The following is a 16,107-nucleotide window of genomic DNA, read 5'->3' as shown; positions in this document are numbered from 1 at the left end:
CCTGCCGCGCACGCGAGCGGACGCAGCGCGCGGCTACGCGCCGGCGTGCAGCTCCCCCACCGGCACCTCGGCCGCGACGACGTTGCCCGCGGGCGCGAGCGGGCACGCCCAGGCCGGGTCGTAGGCGCAGGAGGGGTTGTAGGCGAAGTTGAGGTCGACGACGAGGGTGCCGCGCTCGCGGTCGCCGCCCAGGTGGGCGCCCTTGACGGTGTCGAGCAGGTAGCGCCCGCCGCCGTAGGTGCCGCCCGGGGCGCCGGCGAGGCCGTCCCGCAGGGGCACGAAGATGCCGCCGCCGTAGGAGGCGAGCCGCCAGACGTCGAGCGAGCCGACGGCGGGGACCTCGAGCCTGCCGATGCGCTCGAACGGCACGAGCCCGTCGGTGCCCGTGGCGAACTCGAACCGCGCGGGCTCGGCCGCGAGGATCGGCAGCTCGAAGCGCCAGCGCGGGTCGTAGGCGGCGACCGCGAGCCCCGCGAACCCGGCCCGGTCGTCCTCCAGCAGCGGCGAGGCGGGGTGCCGCGCCATGAGGGCGTCGCGGCCCTCGCGCCATCGCTCGTGCGCCTCGCGCGGATCCGCGACGGCGCGGACCTCCTCGTAGAGCGCGAAGGTGCGGCGCCGCCAGTCGGCGGTCGCGAGCGCGGTCCGCGCGGCGTCGACGGTCATGCGGGCAGGCTACGCCCCGCCGTCGCGCGCCCGCCGGTCGAGGGCGGCGCGCATGGCGGCGAGGACGCCCGCCTCGTCCGGCAGCGGCGCCTCGACCTCGCCGGTGGCGAAGATCCGCGCCTGCAGCACCGCCTGGCCCAGCAGCATCGCGAGCCCGTCGACGAGCGCGCCCGCGGGGAGCGCCGTCGCGTAGCGCGAGCCTCCCGCACGGGCGTAGTCGGCGTCGAGCAGGCGCGAGGGCGGCGCGACGAAGGCCGGGACAGCAGGCGCGGCCGCGGGCAGCGTCGAGACGGCTGCGTCGACCGCGGGCAGCGGCTCGTCGAGCGGCTGCAGCCGCACGGCGACGCCGAGGCTCGTCGCCGAGTGCCGCGAGGCGAGCGCCCTTCGCGGGCGTGCGGAGGGCCACGACGACCTCGTGCGCGCCGAGCCTCGGCGAGCGCGACGAGCGCCGAGAGCGCCGTGGCGCCTGCGCCGACGATCGCGCCGGTGGCGGCCGCCGGCGCACCAGCCTCGCGGAAGGCGTGCACGATGCCGCCCACGTCGGTGTTCCAGCCCCTGATCCGGTCGCCCAGCAGCAGCGTGTTCGCCCCGCCCGTCGCTCGCGCGCGATCGTCGAGGCTCGCGGCGAGGGCCGCAGCCTCCTCCTTGAGCGGTGCCGTCACCGAGAGGCCGCGCCAGCTGCCGTCGAGCCCAGCGACGAAGGATGCGAGGCCCCCGGTCGGCACCTCGGCGCGGCCGTACATCCAGTCGAGGCCCAGCGCCTCGGCGGCGGCCGCCTGGATCGCGGGCGACTTCGAGTGCGCGATCGGCGAGCCCACGACGGCCAGGCGGGCCGCGCCCTCGGCGCCGCCCGCCGCCATCAGCCGCCCCAGCCCGGGTTGTCGCGCAGCCACTGCTGGAACTGCGCCACCGCGACGTTGTGCGCCTCGTAGGTCGCCGAGAACACCGTCTCGCCCGTCTCCGGGTTCACGGTGACGAAGTAGAGCCAGTCCCCGGGCGTCGGCTCGAGCGCGGCCTGGATCGCGGTGTCGCCCGGCGCACCGATCGGCCCGACGGGGAGCCCGTCGTTCGCGTAGGTGTTGTAAGGGTTCGTCGTGTCCTCGCGCTCCTCGCGCGTCGTCGTGACGACGTGCAGGTTGCCGGTGCCGTACGCCACGGTCGCGTCCGACTGCAGCCGCATGCCGATGTCGAGGCGGTTCTGGAACACGCGGGCCACGCGGCCGAAGTCGTCGGGCAGGCGCGCCTCGCGCTGCACGAGCGAGGCGAAGGTCAGCACCCGCTGCCGGTCCTCGACGGCGACGCCCGCGGCGTCGAGCGCCTGCTGCTGCCTCGCGATCATCGCCTGCAGCACCTGCACGGCCGTGACGCCGTCGTCGAACGTGTACGTGGCGGGGAAGAGCCAGCCCTCGAGGCTCAGCGCATCGGCGGGCAGGTCGAACTGCGTGAGATCCCCCGCCGCCTGCGTGAAGTCCGCCTGCGGGATGCCGAGGTCGCGCTCCAGGCGCTCGAAGACCTGGCGCAGCACGTAGCCCTCGGGCACCGTGACGCGGAGCTCGGCGCGGTTCGCGGGGTCGAGGATCGCGTCGAGCGCGCCCTGCGCCGACATCTGCTGCGCGAGGCGGTAGGCGCCCGGGTGCAGCTGGATCGAGGGGTCGGCGACGAGGATGTCGGTGAACGCCTCGGCGCTCGCGATGACGTCCTGCTCGACGAGCGTCGCGGCGACGTCGGAGCCGTTCTGGCCCGACTGCACCTGCACGATGACCTCGCCGGAGCCCGGGCCCGCGTAGTCCTCCGGGCCGCTGAAGCGGTCGAGCACGCGCGGCAGCGCCCACGCCGCGCCGATCGCGATCGCGGCGACGACCACGAGGGCGATGCTCCAGCCGATGATCCTGCGGCGGGTGCGGGCCTTCCGCTCCCTCGCGCGTCGTCCAGCCATGATCAGTCCTCTCGGGCGGCGCCGTCGCCGCGGGTCAGGAGCTCGCCGGGCGCGCGCCCGGCCGTGCGCTCGCTGTCGAGCGCGTGCTGCAGGATGACGACCGCGGCCGCCTGGTCGATCGCGCTGCGCTGCTGCTTGGCCGACCTGCCGGCGGCGCGCATGCCCGCCGAGGCCGTCACGGTCGAGAGCCGCTCGTCGACGAGGCGCACGTCCATGCGCCCGGCGAGGAGCGCGGCGATGTCGCGCGCGTCCTGCGTGCTCGGGGTGTCGCCGCCGGAGAGCGAGACGGGCAGGCCCACGACGGCCTCGATGGCCTCGTGCTCCTCCGCCAGCGCGACGAGGCGCGCGACGACGTCGACGGAGGCGCGCTGGATGGTCTCGACCGGCACGGCCAGGAGGCCATCGCGGTCCGAGCGGGCGACGCCGACGCGGGCCCTGCCCACGTCGACGCCGAGTCGCGCGCCCCGTCGCATCGTCGTCGCCGCGCTCAGCGGCGGAGCCCCTCGCGCACCGCGACGAGCGCGGCAGGCATCGCAGCGGCGTCCTGGCCGCCGCCCTGCGCCATGTCGGGCTTGCCGCCGCCGCCGCCGCCGAGCGCACCCGCGGCCGCCTTCGCGAGCGGGCCCGCCTGCACGCCGGCGTCGCGCGCCGCCTGGTTCGTGGCCACGACCACCGCGGGGCGCCCGTCGACCGTGCCGCCGATCGCGACCACGGCCGCGTCGGCGCCGAGGCGCTCGCGCACCTGCCCCGCGAGCGAGCGCAGGTCGTCCTGCGAGCCCACCGCGCCGAGGTCGGTCGCGACGAGGCGCACGGCGCCCACGTGCTCGGCCGAGTCGACGAGCGGCTGCACGCGGCCCGCGAGCTGCTGCGACTGGAAGTCGGCGATCTGCTTCTCGGCGCGCTTCAGGCTCGTGACGAGCTCCTGGATGCGGCCGGGCAGCTGCTCGCGCGGCGTCCTCAGCATCGAGGTCAGCTCGCCCACGAGCGTGCGCTCGGCGACCAGCTGGCGGAAGGCGTCGGGGCCGACGGCCGCCTCGACGCGACGGTTCGTCGAGCCGACGCTCGACTCGCTCGTGATCGAGATGAGGCCCACCTGGCTCGAGGAGCCCACGTGGGTGCCGCCGCAGAGCTCGCGCGACCAGGGGCCGCCGATGTCGACCATGCGGACGCGGTCGCCGTACTTCTCGCCGAAGAGCGCCATGGCGCCGAGCGCCTTCGCCTCGTCGATCGGCAGGACGCGCGTCTCGACCGGCAGGTCGTCGCGGATCGCGGTGTTGGCGATGCCCTCGAGCTCGGCGCGCATGTCGCTCGACAGCGCGCTCGACCACGAGAAGTCGAGGCGCATGTAGCCGGCCTTGTTGTAGGAGCCGGACTGGTGCGCGTCCGAGCCCAGCAGCTGGCGCAGCGCCGCGTGCACGAGGTGCGTCGCGGAGTGCGCCTGGTTCGCCGAGCGGCGGTAGACGGGATCGACGACCGAGCGCGCGACGTCGCCCACGGCGAGCTCGCCCGAGGTGATGCGCACGGTGTGGCTCACGAGGCCGGGCACGACGCGCTGCACGTCGAGCACCTCCGCCTCGAAGCCCGAGCCGATGAGCAGGCCCTGGTCGCTGTCCTGGCCGCCCGCCTCGGCGTAGAGCGCGGTGGCGGTGAGGACGACCTCGACCTCCTGGCCCGCGGTCGCCGAGGCGACCTGCGCACCGTCGGCGACGATGCCGATGACCTCGCCGTCGGCCTCGAGCTCCTCGTAGCCGAGGAACGCGGTCTCGCCCTTGGCGCGCAGGTCGCTGTAGACCGAGAGGTCGGCGAGCTGGCGGCGGCGCGCCTTGGCGTCGGCCTTCGCGCGCGAGCGCTGCTCGCTCATGAGCGTCTCGAAGGTGGGGCGGTCGACCTCGAGGCCCGCCTCCTCGGCGATCTCCATGGTCAGGTCGATCGGGAAGCCGTACGTGTCGTGCAGCAGGAACGCCGTCTTGCCGGGCACGACCTTGCCGGCGTCCTTCCGCACCTCGCCGATCGCGAGGTCGAGCACGGTCGAGCCCGACTCGAGGGTCTTGAGGAAGGTCTCCTCCTCGGCGATCGCCATGCGCTCGATGCGCGGGAACGCCTCGCCGAGCTCGGGGTAGGCCGAGACCATCGCGTCGTGGCTCGCGCGGAAGAGGGTGGGGAAGGTCGCCTCGTGCACGCCCAGCAGGCGCATCGAGCGGATCGAGCGGCGCATGAGGCGGCGCAGGATGTAGCCGCGGCCGTCGTTGCCGGGCGTGACGCCATCGCCCATGAGCATGAGCGAGGAGCGCACGTGGTCGGCGACGACGCGCATGCGCACGTCGTCCTCGTGCTCGGCGCCGTAGCGACGGCCCGAGAGCTCGGCGGCCAGGTCGAGCACGGGGCGCACCTGGTCGATCTCGTACATGTTCTGCACGCCCTGCTTGAGGAAGGCGATCCGCTCGAGCCCCATGCCGGTGTCGATGTTCTTGTTCGGCAGCTCGCCGACGATCGTGAACTCGGTCTTCGAGCGCACGTCGGCGATCTCGTCCTGCATGAAGACGAGGTTCCAGATCTCGACGTAGCGGTCGCTGCCCGTGGCGGGCCCGCCGTCGGGGCCGTGCTCGGGGCCGAGGTCGTAGAAGATCTCGGAGTCGGGACCCGCGGGGCCCGGCTGGCCCGTCATCCAGTAGTTGTCCTCGAGGCCGAGGCGCTGGATGCGCTCGGCGGGGATGTCGGTGTGCTCGAGCCAGAGGCGCTCGGCCTCGTCGTCGGTGAGGTAGACCGTGACCCACAGGCGCGAGGGGTCGAAGCCGTAGTTGCCGTCGGCCTCGGACCCCGTGAGCAGCTCCCACGCGTAGCCGATGGCCTCGCGCTTGAAGTAGTCGCCGAACGACCAGTTGCCGGCCATCTGGAAGAACGTGCCGTGGCGCGGCGTGCGGCCGACCTCCTCGATGTCGTTCGTCCGGATGCACTTCTGCACGTCGGCGGCGCGGGGCCACGGCGCGGGCACGCGGCCCGAGAGGTACGGGATGAACGGCACCATGCCGGCGATCGTGAACATGATCGCCGGGTCGTCGCTCACGAGCGATGCCGAGGGCACGATCTCGTGGTCGCGACGCTCGAAGTACGACAGGAAGCGGCTGTGGATCTCTGCGGTCTGCATTCGGTGGGTCTGTCTCTCCAGCCCTCGCGGGCCTGACGGAGCCGCGCGTCGAGCGCCCGGATCCGGATCGGGTGTGTCTACTCGCCTCGCAGCTCGCGGTCGCGGGCCTGGTAGCCGTCCTTGACGGCGTCGGAGAACTCGCGGGCGCGCGAGTCGACGGTGTCGAAGAACCGCTTGCCCTTCTCGGTCTCCTCGAGCTTGCGGGCGGCGAGGACGCCGACCACGACGCCGATGGCCAGGAACAGGAGCTTCTTCACGGCGGGATCTCCTCGTGTCACGCTTCGGGCCCGTACCGGGTCGGCACGGGTTCCGACAGTCTAACGACGAGAGGGGCCGCCTTCCGGCGACCCCTCTCCTGCGCGCTGGATCAGCGGGCGGCGTAGTACTCGACGACGAGCTGGACGTCGGCGACGACGGGCACCTCGGCGCGCATCGGGCGGCGCACGAGGCGCGCCTGCAGGCGGTCGAGCGTGACGTCGAGGTAGGCCGGGACGGGCGGCAGCACGCCGGCGTGGCCGCCGGCGGCGGCGACCTGGAACGGCTCCATGCCCTCGCTGCGCTCGTGCACGTGGATGAGCTGGCCCGGCTTCACGCGGAACGACGGGCGGTCGACGCGCTGGCCGTCGACCATGATGTGGCGGTGCACGACCATCTGGCGCGCCTGCGCCGTGGTGCGGGCGAAGCCGGCGCGCAGGACGAGCGCGTCGAGGCGCATCTCGAGCAGCTCGACGAGGTTCTCACCCGTCAGGCCCGCCTGGCGGCGCGCCTCGTTGAAGGTGTTGCGCAGCTGCGCCTCGCGGATGCCGTACTGGGCGCGCAGGCGCTGCTTCTCGCGGAGGCGGACGGCGTAGTCGCTGTCGGCCTTGCGCTTGGTGCGGCCGTGCTGGCCGGGGCCGTAGGGGCGCTTCTCGAGGTAGCGCGCGGCCTTGGGCGTCAGGGCGACGCCGAGGGCGCGCGAGAGGCGCGTCTTGGAACGGGTACGGGACTTCGTGGACATGACTTCCTTCGCTGAGTCGCTGCCGCGCGAGCGGCTGTCCCGGCCGAGTGCCGGGACCTAAGGAGGGGTGCGGGTCCAGGGATGGGCGCGGGGCGCCCTGCGGACCAGCGACCAGACTAGCAGAGGAGCCGCGCTCCGGCCCAGCCCGCCCGCGGCGCGTCAGCCGCCCGCGAGGATCTTCCGGATGCGCTCGAGGCGCGCCGCCACGTCGCGCTCGTAGCCGTGCTGGCCCGGCTCGTAGTAGCGGCGGCCGACGAGCGGGTCGGGCAGGTGCTGCTGCGGCGCGACGCCCGAGGGCTCGTCGTGCGCGTACCGGTAGCCCTTGCCGTGGCCGAGGCGCTTGGCGCCCGGGTAGTGCGCGTCGCGCAGGTGCACGGGCACGCGGCCGATGTCGCCGGAGCGCACGTCGGCGAGCGCGGCGTCGATGCCGCGGTAGGAGCGGTTCGACTTCGGCGCCGTCGCGAGGTAGACGACGGCCTCGGCGAGCGGGATGCGGCCCTCGGGCATCCCGATCATCTGCACCGCCGTCGCGGCGGCCGTGGCGATGACGAGCGCCTGCGGGTCGGCCATGCCGATGTCCTCGGAGGCCGAGACGATGATGCGGCGGGCGATGAAGCGCGGGTCCTCCCCCGCCTCGATCATCCGCGCGAGCCAGTGGAGGGCGCCGTCGGGGTCGGAGCCGCGCACCGACTTGATGAACGCGGAGATGACGTCGTAGTGCTCGTCGCCCTGGCGGTCGTAGCGCAGGAGCGCGCGGTCGACGGCGGAGGCGACGGCCTCGGCGGTGACGAGCGCCGGCGGGTCGTCGTCCTCCGGGGTGCCCGCGGCCTCGAGCGCGTGGGCGCCCGCGGCCTCGAGGGCCGTGAGGGCCCGGCGCGCGTCGCCCGACGAGAGCCGCACGAGCTGGCTCCGCGCCTCATCGTCGAGGGCGATGCGGGCGTCGAAGCCGCGCGGGTCGGCGATCGCGCGATCGAGGAGGGCGACGATGTCGTCGTCCTCGAGCAGCTGCAGCGTCAGCAGCAGCGAGCGCGACAGCAGCGGCGAGATGACCGAGAACGACGGGTTCTCGGTCGTGGCCGCGATGAGCGTGACCCAGCCCTGCTCGACGCCCGGCAGCAGCGCGTCCTGCTGCGCCTTCGTGAAGCGGTGGATCTCGTCGAGGAAGAGCACGGTGGAGCGGCCGAAGAGGTCGCGCTGGTTCAGCGAGTCCTCCATCACCTGCCGCACGTCCTTGACGCCGGCGGTGACGGCGCTCAGCTCGACGAAGCGGCGGTCGGAGGAGTGCGCGATCGACTGCGCGAGCGTCGTCTTGCCGGTGCCGGGCGGGCCCCAGAGGATGACGCTCTGGCCCGCCGTGGTGGAGCCCTCGCTCGGCGCGGCGAGCCGGCGCAGCGGGGAGCCCGGGCGCAGGAGGTGCTGCTGGCCGACGACCTCGTCGAGGCTCGTCGGGCGCATGCGCACCGCGAGCGGCGCAGTCGCCCCCATCACCATGCCTCCATCGTAGGCGCGGCCGCCCACGCGGCTCCGGCGCGGCCCGCGCCGCCGCCGGGCAGCGGGCGCCCACCCGCTAGCCTGGACGGCGCATCCGCGCGACGAGCGCGCGGACGACGAGGGAGCATCCGTGGTCACGAAGCAGGAGCAGCAGCGCCGCGTGCGCGACTACAAGGCGCGCCAGGCCGTGCACGAGCGCCGGCAGCGCCGGCAGGTGCGCGACTCGATCGTCGGCGCAGCGGTCGCCCTCGTCGTGCTCGTCGGCGGCGCGGCCCTCGTCTGGGATCGCCAGGGACCCGTCGACGCCGCGGCGACCGAGACCCCGGCGCCCTCGACGAGCGCCCCCGCCGCCGAGTCGACGGTGCCCGACCCCTCCCTCGCCGAGGGCCGCACGTGGACGGGCACGATGACGATCGACGGGGTCGAGCTCGCCATCGAGCTCGACGGCGCCGCGGCCCCGCAGGCGGTCTCCGCCGTCGTCAACGACGCCCAGACCGGCTTCTACGCCGGGCGCACGTGCCACCGCCTCACGACCTCCGAGGGCTTCTCGGTGCTCCAGTGCGGCTCGGTCGACGGCACCGGCGCCGGCGACCCCAGCTACCAGTACGGTCCGATCGAGAACGCGCCCGAGGATGACGTCTACCCGGCGGGCACGATCGCCATGGCGCGCGCGGGCGGCGACGCCGAGTCGAACGGCCACCAGTTCTTCATCGTCTACGGCGACACCACCATCCCCTCGGACGCCGCGGGCGGCTACTCCGTCGTCGGCCAGGTGACCTCGGGCCTCGACCAGCTCATCGACGACGTCATCAGCAAGGGCACGGTCAACGACGCGCCCGACGGCGCGCCCGCCGAGCCCGTGACCATCGACGACGTGGTCCTGCAGTAGCGCGCCCCGCGCGTACTAGGCTCGTCCTGCCCATCCCCCTCGCCTGAGAGGCTCCCCATGCCTGACGCCACCCAGCCCCACGACCCCGCCGCCGACGAGACGGCCGTGCCCGAGGCACCCGTCGAGCAGGAGGCCGCGGCAGCCCCCGAGGCCGCCGCGACCGACGAGTCGCCCGCGCCCGTCTCCGAGGCGCACGCCTCGCCGGAGACCGCAGACGAGGCCCCTGTCCCCGACGAGGCCGCGGCCGAGCAGCCCGCCGCCGAGGAGGCCACGGACGACCAGGCCCCGGAGGTCGCGGAGACCCCCGCCGCCGAGTCGCCCGCCGCTGCCGAGCCCGGCGAGGCCGTCATCGAGCGCGGCCTCGGTCGCGTCGACGCCCAGGGCACCGTCCACGTCCGCGAGGGCGAGGGCTGGCGCCAGGTCGGGCAGTTCCCCGACGCGACCCCCGAGGAGGCGCTCGCCTACTTCGAGCGCAAGTACGCCGAGCTCGAGGGCCAGGTGCGCCTGCTCGAGCAGCGCGTGCGCGGCGGCGCCAACGCGCGCGACGTGGCGAAGGCCGCCTCGCACCTCCACCCGACCGTCGCCGAGGCGCACGCCGTGGGCGACATCCCCGCGCTCCTGACGCGCCTCGACGCCCTCAAGGGCTCGCTCGGCCAGCCTCGAGGCCGAGCAGCAGGCCGCGACGCGCGCCGAGCTCGACGCCGCGGTGGCGGAGCGCACGCAGGTCGTCGAGTCGATCGAGCAGCTCGCCGCGCGCGACCTCGAGCACGTGCAGTGGAAGCAGACCATGCAGCAGGTCGACGTGCTCTTCGCGGACTGGCAGCGCCTGCAGAAGGACGGCCCGCGCCTGCCCAAGGGCCAGGCCGACGCCCTCTGGAAGCGATTCCGCGACGCGCGCTCCACCCTCGAGACGGCGCGCCGCCGCTTCTTCGCCGACCTCGACGCCTCGCACAAGGACGTCCGGGCCCGCAAGCAGGCGCTCGTCGAGCAGGCGCAGGCGCTCGCGCCGAAGGGCTCCGACGGCATCCCCGCCTACCGCAGCCTGCTCGACCAGTGGAAGGCCGCCGGCCGCGCGGGCCGCAAGGTCGACGACGCGCTGTGGGCGCAGTTCAAGGAGGCGGGCGACGTCCTCTTCCAGGCGAAGGCCGAGCAGTCGGCCGTCGAGAACGAGGAGTACGCCGCGAACCTCGTCGCCAAGCGCGCGCTGCTCGAGGAGGCCGCGCCCATCCTGCAGCTCACCGACCGCCAGGCCGCGCGCAACGCGCTCACGGGCATCCAGCGCCGGTGGGACGAGATCGGCCGCGTGCCGCGCGAGGCGCTCCGCGAGGTCGAGGACGGCATGCGCAAGGTCGAGTCGCACGTGCGCGAGCTCGACGACAAGCACTGGCAGTCGACGAACCCCGAGCGCAAGGCGCGCTCGGCGGGCCTCGCAGGGCAGCTGGAGGAGGCGATCGAGCAGCTCGAGGCGCAGATCGCCGAGACGAAGGACGCCAAGCACAAGGCCGAGCTCGAGGCCGAGCTCGCCACGAAGCGCTCCTGGCTCGAGGTCGTCGCCGCCGCCGGCTGACGCCCGACGCCCGACGACCGCGGACGGCGGGCAGGATCCTCGAGGGTCCTGCCCGCCGTCCGTCGTCGCGCCGCCGCCCGGCTCAGCCGGTGGTGATGCGATAGACGTCGTAGACGCCGTCGATGCGGCGCACGGCGTTCAGCACGTTCTCGAGGTGCGTGACGTCGCCCATCTCGAAGACGAAGCGGCTGATCGCGAGGCGGTCGGTGCCCGTGTGCACGCTCGCCGAGAGGATGTTCACGTGGTGCTCGCTGAGCGAGCGCGTGACGTCCGAGAGCAGGCCGGAGCGGTCGAGCGCCTCGACCTGGATGTTCACGAGGAACAGGCCCTTCGAGGTCGGCGCCCACGCCACCTCGATCATGCGCTCGGGCTCCGCCAGCAGGCCCTGCACGTTGGGGCACGAGCGCTGGTGCACGCTCACGCCCTGCCCGCGCGTGACGAAGCCGACGATGTCGTCGCCCGGCACGGGCGTGCAGCACTTCGAGAGCTTCACGAGGATGTCGTCGGCGCCGCGCACGAGCACGCCGGAGGCAGCGTGCGTCGCGCGGGGAGCGCGCGTCGGCGGCAGCACGGGCTCGGGCGCGTCGTCGGGCGCCTCCTCGGCGCGGATCGCCGCCACGACCTTCTCGAGCACCGACTGCGTCGAGACGTGGCCCTCGCCGACCGCCGCGTACAGCGCGGTGACGTCGTCGTACTTCAGCTGCGACGCGACCTGCGCGAAGGCCTCGCGGCCCATGAGCTTCTGCAGCGGCAGGTCATGCCGGCGCATCGCCTTCGCGATCGCCTCCTTGCCCACCTCGACGGCCTCGTCGCGGCGCTCGCGCTGGAACCACTGGCGGATCTTGCTCTTCGCGCGCTGCGAGGTGACGAAGCCCTGCCAGTCCTGGCTGGGACCCGAGTCGGGGTTCTTCGACGTGAGCACCTCGACGATGTCGCCCGTCGAGAGCCGGGTGTCGAGCGGCACAAGTCGGCCGTTGACCTTCGCGCCCATGGTGCGGTGCCCGACCTCGGTGTGCACCGCGTAGGCGAAGTCGACGGGGGTCGCGCCGGCGGGGAGGCCGACGACCTTGCCCTTGGGCGTGAAGACGTAGAGCTCCTTCGCCCCGATCTCGAAGCGCAGCGACTCGAGGAACTCGCCCGGGTCCTCGGTCTCCTGCTGCCAGTCGTTGATGTGCTGCAGCCACGCCATGTCGGTCGACGACATCTGGCCGCCGCCCTGCTTGTACTTCCAGTGCGCCGCGACGCCGTACTCTGCGCGGCGGTGCATCTCCTCGGTGCGGATCTGGATCTCGACGTGGTGCCCGCGCGGGCCGATGACCGTCGTGTGCAGCGACTGGTACAGGTTGAACTTCGGGGTGGCGATGTAGTCCTTGAGGCGCCCGGGCATCGGCACCCAGCGGGCGTGGATCGCGCCGAGCACCGCGTAGCAGTCGCGCACCGAGGGCACGATGACGCGCACGCCCACGAGGTCGTAGATGTCGCCGAAGTCGTGGCCCCGGACCTGCATCTTCGTGTAGATCGAGTAGTACTGCTTCGGCCTGCCCGCGATGCGGCCGCGGATCTTCGAGGCCTTCATGTCGTCGCGCAGCGCCGCGACGACCTCCTCGAGGTAGCGCTCGCGCTCGGGCGAGCGCGCCTCGACGAGGTTCTTGATCTCGAGGTAGACCTTGGGCTGCAGCACCGCGAACGAGAGGTCCTCGAGCTCGACCTTGATGGTCTGGATGCCGAGGCGGTGCGCGAGCGGCGCATAGATCTCGAGCGTCTCGCGTGCCTTGCGCTCCGCAGACTCGCCGGAGACGAAGCCCCAGGTGCGCGCGTTGTGCAGGCGGTCGGCGAGCTTGATGACGAGCACGCGGATGTCCTTCGACATCGCGACGACCATCTTGCGGACGGTCTCGGCCTGCGCGCTCTGGCCGTACTTCAGCTTGTCGAGCTTGGTGACGCCGTCGACGAGCATCGCGATCTCGTCGCCGAAGTCCGCGCGGCACTGCTCGAGCGTGTAGCTCGTGTCCTCGACGGTGTCGTGCAAGAGCGCCGCGGCGACCGTGATGGCGCCGATGCCGAGGTCGGCGAGGATCTGCGCGACCGCGACGGGGTGCGTGATGTAGGGCTCGCCCGACTTCCGGTACTGCCCGCGGTGGGCCTCCTCCGCGACGATGTACGCCCGCTGGATGAGGCCCGTGTCGGCCTTCGGGTGCTGCGTGCGGACGGTGCGGATGAGCTCGTCGACCGCGCCCGCGCGGTGCGACCGGGAGAACAGGAACGGCAGGAGCGTGCGGAAGCCGCCCGAGGTGGTCTGGGCATCGCTCATGGCGCCTCCGCTCCCCTGCCGCGACCGCTCAGACGACCGCGCCCCGCTCGCGCTTCGGCAGCGTCGACTCCGCCTTGATCTCGTCGTTCTTGCGCAGCGCCGCGTAGACGGGCGCGGCGACGAAGATCGACGACCAGGTGCCGACGATCGTGCCGATGAAGAGCGCGAGCGCGATGTCGCGGAGCGTGCCGGCACCCAGCAGCACCGCGCCGATGAAGAGGATCGACGCGATCGGCAGCACGGCCACGACGGAGGTGTTGATCGAGCGCACGAGCGTCTGGTTGACGGCGAGGTTGATGTTGTCGAGGAACGTGCCGGAGGACCCCGGCGCCGTGTTCTCGCGCACCTTGTCGAACACCACCACGGTGTCGTACAGCGAGTAGCCGAGGATCGTGAGGAAGCCGATCACGGCCGCCGGCGTCACCTCGAAGCCGACGACGCCGTAGACGCCCGCGGTGACGAGCATGTCGAAGGCGAGCGAGGCGAGGGCCGCGACCGCCATCTTCCAGGTGCGGAAGTAGACGGCCATGACGATCGAGACGAGCACGAGGAACACGACGAGCGCGCGGAGCGCCTGACTCGTGACGTCGGCGCCCCACGAGGGGCCGATGAACGAGAACGCGACCGAGCCGACGTCGACGCCGTAGGCGTCGGCGAGCGCGGCGCGGATCTCGCCGGCCTGCTCGTCGGTCACCTCGTCGGTCTGCACGCGCAGCGCATCCGGGCCGAGGCCCGTCGCGCGTGCGTCGGCCTCGGGCACGACCGCGGCGACGGCGTCGACCGCGGGGCCGTCGGAGGTGTCGGAGACGCCGGTGACGCGGAACTCGCTGCCGCCGGTGAACTCGATGCCGAAGACGAAGCCGCCGCGCACGACGGTGCCGAGCGCGAGCACGAGCAGCACGCCGATCGCGATCGAGAACCAGAGGCGCCGCTTCGGGATGACCGGGACGGAGCGCTCGCCCGTGTAGAGCGAGTTGCCGAAGGTGGTGAGGGACATCAGGACTCCTTGCCCTGCGAGGCCGAGCCGCGGGCGCCGACCACGGCGTCCTCGGCGGCCTTGCGCTCGGCGATCGTCTGGCGGCGCGCGGCCTCGCGCGACGAGGTCTTCCCCTTGCCCTCCACGACCGGCGCGCGGAAGCTCGCGCGGCCGCGGTACACGGCGCCGAGCGCCTTCGGGTCGAGGCCCGACAACGGGTGCCCCTCGGAGAAGAACCGCGTGCGGGCGAGGATGCGCAGCAGCGGGTGCGTGAAGAGCGCGACGACCACGATGTCGATGAACGTCGTGATGCCGAGCGTGAACGCGAAGCCGCGCACGTTGCCGACCGAGAGCAGGAACAGGATCACCGCGGCGAGGAAGCTCACCGCGTCCGACACGAGGATCGTGCGGAAGGCGCGCTTCCAGCCCGTCTCGAGGGCGCTCGTGAGGTGCTTGCCCTCGCGCAGCTCGTCGCGGATGCGCTCGAAGTAGACGATGAACGAGTCGGCGGTGATGCCGATCGCGATCACGAGGCCCGCGATGCCCGCGAGCGAGAGGCGGTAGCCCTCGGTGCTCGACAGGAAGGTCACGACGAGGTAGGTCAGGCCCGCGGCGATCGCGAGCGAGCCGACCACCACGAGGCCGAGCGCGCGGTACTGGAAGATCGAGTACCCGACGACGAGCACGAGGCCGATGAGGCCCGCGAGGAGGCCGGCCTGCAGCTGGCTCTCGCCGAGGGTCGCGGAGATCGTCTCGTTCGACTGCACGACGAAGCCCACGGGGAGCGCGCCGAAGCGCAGCTGGTCGGCGAGCGAGCGGGCGCTCGCCTGGTCGAAGCCGCCCGTGATCTGCGCGTTGCCGTCGGTGATGACGGCGTTCGACGTGATCGGCATGAGCACGGTGGAGTCGAGCACGACGGCGAACTGGTCGGTCGGCTCGGGCTGGCCCGTGATGGCGCGGGTGACGGCCTCGAAGTTCGCGGGGCCCTCGCCGCTCAGCTCGAGGTTGACCGCCCAGCCGCCGGTGGCCTGGCCCTGCGAGTTCGTGGCGGCCGAGACCTGGGCGTCGGCGATGTCGGCGCCCTCGACGGCCACCGGACCGAGCAGGAAGCGCGCGCTGCCGTCGGTCGAGCACGTGATGAAGGGCTCGTCCGCGGGAGCCTGCACCGTCGTGTCGACGTCGGCGCACTGGAACGCGTCGAACGCCGCCTGGCGCTCGGGCGTGATCCACGAGCCATCCCACGCGGGGGTGTCGGCACCGGGCTCCGCGCCCTCCGCGGGCGCCTCCTCCGACGGCGAGGGGGTCGGCGTCGTGCCGGGCGCGTTCGCGGCGGCGGAGGCCAGCACGGGGCGGAACTCCATCTTCGCGCTCGCCTGGATGCGCTGCATCGTCGCGGCGTCGGGCTCGCCCGGGATGGCGACGACGATGTTCTGGCCGCCCTGCGTCGTGATCTCGGCCTCGGAGACGCCGGACGCGTCGACGCGCTGGCGGATGATCGCGACGGCCTGGTCGAGCTGCTCCTGGCTGACCGAGGCGCCGTCGGCGAGCTGCGGCGCGAGCACGAGCTGCGTGCCGCCCTCGAGGTCGAGGGCGAGCTTCGGCGTCCACTGACCGCCGCCGGACTGCACGGCGCCGAAGTTGGCGGCCGCGAGGCCTGCGAAGAGGACGACGAGCCAGATGAGGGCGCGGGCGCCCCGGGTGCGAGCCTTCGCCACGGATCAGGCGCGGTCGCGCGGCTCGCCGGGCTGCTCGCCGGCGTCGGGGGCGTCGGCGGCCGCCGCCTCCTCGGCCTCGTCGACCGGCTCGTCCTCGACGACGCGGGCGAGCACCTGACGGTGCACGCGGACGATCGTGCCGGGGGCGATCTCGACGAAGGCCTCGTTCTTCTCCTCGTCGATCGACACGAGCTCGCCGAAGAGGCCGAAGTTCGTCATGACCTCGGCGCCGGGCACCATCTTGTCCTGGAGCTGCGCCTGCTGCTCCTTGCGCTTCTTGTTCGAGCGGAACATGAAGAAGATCATCGCCGCGAGCACGACGAGCATGATGAGCGTCAGCGGGTCGATCGGGAACGCGCCCGACTGGGCGTTGGCGGTCGTCTGCGTGAACAGCATGGTGGGAGGGAGCCTCTCGAG

General features: G+C 73.3%; 14 protein-coding genes and 1 pseudogene. 2 read left to right on the top strand and 13 right to left on the bottom strand.

The annotated features are described in order from the left end of the window. Window positions 1–33 precede the first annotated feature (33 nt). The 9 genes and pseudogenes from OVA14_RS11055 to OVA14_RS11015 form a co-directional block, all read right to left on the bottom strand. Window positions 34–663 carry a DUF1684 domain-containing protein gene (locus OVA14_RS11055; protein ID WP_267503908.1) on the bottom strand — a complete coding sequence of 210 codons (630 nt, stop codon included), beginning with the start codon at window positions 661–663 and terminating at the stop codon, window positions 34–36. Between the two features lie 9 nt (window positions 664–672). Further along, the gene (locus tag OVA14_RS11050; RefSeq protein WP_267505605.1) at window positions 673–1,002 is read right to left on the bottom strand and encodes a hypothetical protein; all 330 of its coding nucleotides are present in this window, start codon (window positions 1,000–1,002) and stop codon (window positions 673–675) included. 296 nt (window positions 1,003–1,298) lie between these two features. Next, a pseudogene (locus OVA14_RS11045) lies at window positions 1,299–1,523 on the bottom strand (shikimate dehydrogenase); the annotation flags it as partial. Next, a complete protein-coding gene (gene mltG / locus OVA14_RS11040; protein WP_267503907.1) occupies window positions 1,523–2,599 on the bottom strand; it encodes an endolytic transglycosylase MltG in 1,077 nt (358 codons plus the stop codon). The gene mltG and the pseudogene OVA14_RS11045, both read right to left, overlap by 1 nt. Window positions 2,600–2,601: 2 nt before the next feature. Beyond that, the gene (ruvX, locus tag OVA14_RS11035; RefSeq protein ID WP_267503906.1) at window positions 2,602–3,072 is read right to left on the bottom strand and encodes a Holliday junction resolvase RuvX; all 471 of its coding nucleotides are present in this window, start codon (window positions 3,070–3,072) and stop codon (window positions 2,602–2,604) included. A gap of 14 nt (window positions 3,073–3,086) precedes the next feature. After that, window positions 3,087–5,744: an alanine--tRNA ligase gene (gene alaS, locus OVA14_RS11030; protein WP_267503905.1), complete on the bottom strand. Its 2,658-nt coding sequence runs from the start codon at window positions 5,742–5,744 to the stop codon at window positions 3,087–3,089. A gap of 77 nt (window positions 5,745–5,821) precedes the next feature. Next, window positions 5,822–6,001 carry a hypothetical protein gene (locus OVA14_RS11025; protein ID WP_267503904.1) on the bottom strand — a complete coding sequence of 60 codons (180 nt, stop codon included), beginning with the start codon at window positions 5,999–6,001 and terminating at the stop codon, window positions 5,822–5,824. A 110-nt stretch (window positions 6,002–6,111) separates the two neighbouring features. Then, window positions 6,112–6,741, bottom strand: coding sequence for a 30S ribosomal protein S4 (rpsD, locus tag OVA14_RS11020; protein ID WP_267503903.1), 630 nt, complete (start codon window positions 6,739–6,741; stop codon window positions 6,112–6,114). Window positions 6,742–6,900: 159 nt separating this feature from the next. After that, window positions 6,901–8,232 carry a replication-associated recombination protein A gene (locus tag OVA14_RS11015; RefSeq protein WP_267503902.1) on the bottom strand — a complete coding sequence of 444 codons (1,332 nt, stop codon included), beginning with the start codon at window positions 8,230–8,232 and terminating at the stop codon, window positions 6,901–6,903. A gap of 130 nt (window positions 8,233–8,362) precedes the next feature. On the opposite strand from OVA14_RS11015, the gene OVA14_RS11010 reads away from it, so the two are divergent. Both OVA14_RS11010 and OVA14_RS11005 read left to right on the top strand, forming a co-directional pair. Then, window positions 8,363–9,121 carry a peptidylprolyl isomerase gene (locus OVA14_RS11010; protein WP_267503901.1) on the top strand — a complete coding sequence of 253 codons (759 nt, stop codon included), beginning with the start codon at window positions 8,363–8,365 and terminating at the stop codon, window positions 9,119–9,121. Window positions 9,122–9,827: 706 nt separating this feature from the next. Continuing rightward, the gene (locus OVA14_RS11005) at window positions 9,828–10,688 is read left to right on the top strand and encodes a DUF349 domain-containing protein (RefSeq protein ID WP_267503900.1); all 861 of its coding nucleotides are present in this window, start codon (window positions 9,828–9,830) and stop codon (window positions 10,686–10,688) included. Window positions 10,689–10,770: 82 nt separating this feature from the next. On the opposite strand, the gene OVA14_RS11000 is transcribed toward OVA14_RS11005, so the two are convergent. Genes OVA14_RS11000 through yajC form a run of 4 tightly spaced genes read right to left on the bottom strand, consistent with a single transcriptional unit; the run spans window position 10,771 to window position 16,086 of the window. Beyond that, on the bottom strand, window positions 10,771–12,999 hold the full coding sequence (locus OVA14_RS11000; protein WP_267503899.1) for a RelA/SpoT family protein: 2,229 nt from the start codon (window positions 12,997–12,999) through the stop codon (window positions 10,771–10,773). Window positions 13,000–13,027: 28 nt separating this feature from the next. Then, window positions 13,028–13,999: a protein translocase subunit SecF gene (secF, locus tag OVA14_RS10995; RefSeq protein ID WP_420710661.1), complete on the bottom strand. Its 972-nt coding sequence runs from the start codon at window positions 13,997–13,999 to the stop codon at window positions 13,028–13,030. Next, entirely contained in the window at window positions 13,996–15,690 is a 1,695-nt protein-coding gene (gene secD / locus OVA14_RS10990; RefSeq protein WP_267503897.1) for a protein translocase subunit SecD, read from the bottom strand. Before secD ends, secF begins: the two co-directional genes overlap by 4 nt. 3 nt (window positions 15,691–15,693) lie before the next feature. Continuing rightward, a complete protein-coding gene (gene yajC / locus OVA14_RS10985; protein WP_267503896.1) occupies window positions 15,694–16,086 on the bottom strand; it encodes a preprotein translocase subunit YajC in 393 nt (130 codons plus the stop codon). Window positions 16,087–16,107: the final 21 nt, after the last annotated feature.

It is taken from the genome of Agrococcus sp. SL85 (assembly GCF_026625845.1).
Classification (GTDB): Bacteria; Actinomycetota; Actinomycetes; order Actinomycetales; family Microbacteriaceae; genus Agrococcus.
Note: the sequence above shows the minus strand (reverse complement) of the source record. Positions and strands in the feature narration are given on the sequence as shown.

Coding starts and splice junctions, on each gene's coding strand:
- OVA14_RS11055 (WP_267503908.1), bottom strand. CDS start 663: ATGACCGTCGACGCCGCGCGGACCGCGCTCGCGACCGCCGACTGGCGG.
- mltG (WP_267503907.1), bottom strand. CDS start 2,599: ATGGCTGGACGACGCGCGAGGGAGCGGAAGGCCCGCACCCGCCGCAGG.
- ruvX (WP_267503906.1), bottom strand. CDS start 3,072: ATGCGACGGGGCGCGCGACTCGGCGTCGACGTGGGCAGGGCCCGCGTC.
- alaS (WP_267503905.1), bottom strand. CDS start 5,744: ATGCAGACCGCAGAGATCCACAGCCGCTTCCTGTCGTACTTCGAGCGT.
- rpsD (WP_267503903.1), bottom strand. CDS start 6,741: ATGTCCACGAAGTCCCGTACCCGTTCCAAGACGCGCCTCTCGCGCGCC.
- OVA14_RS11015 (WP_267503902.1), bottom strand. CDS start 8,232: ATGGTGATGGGGGCGACTGCGCCGCTCGCGGTGCGCATGCGCCCGACG.
- OVA14_RS11000 (WP_267503899.1), bottom strand. CDS start 12,999: ATGAGCGATGCCCAGACCACCTCGGGCGGCTTCCGCACGCTCCTGCCG.
- yajC (WP_267503896.1), bottom strand. CDS start 16,086: ATGCTGTTCACGCAGACGACCGCCAACGCCCAGTCGGGCGCGTTCCCG.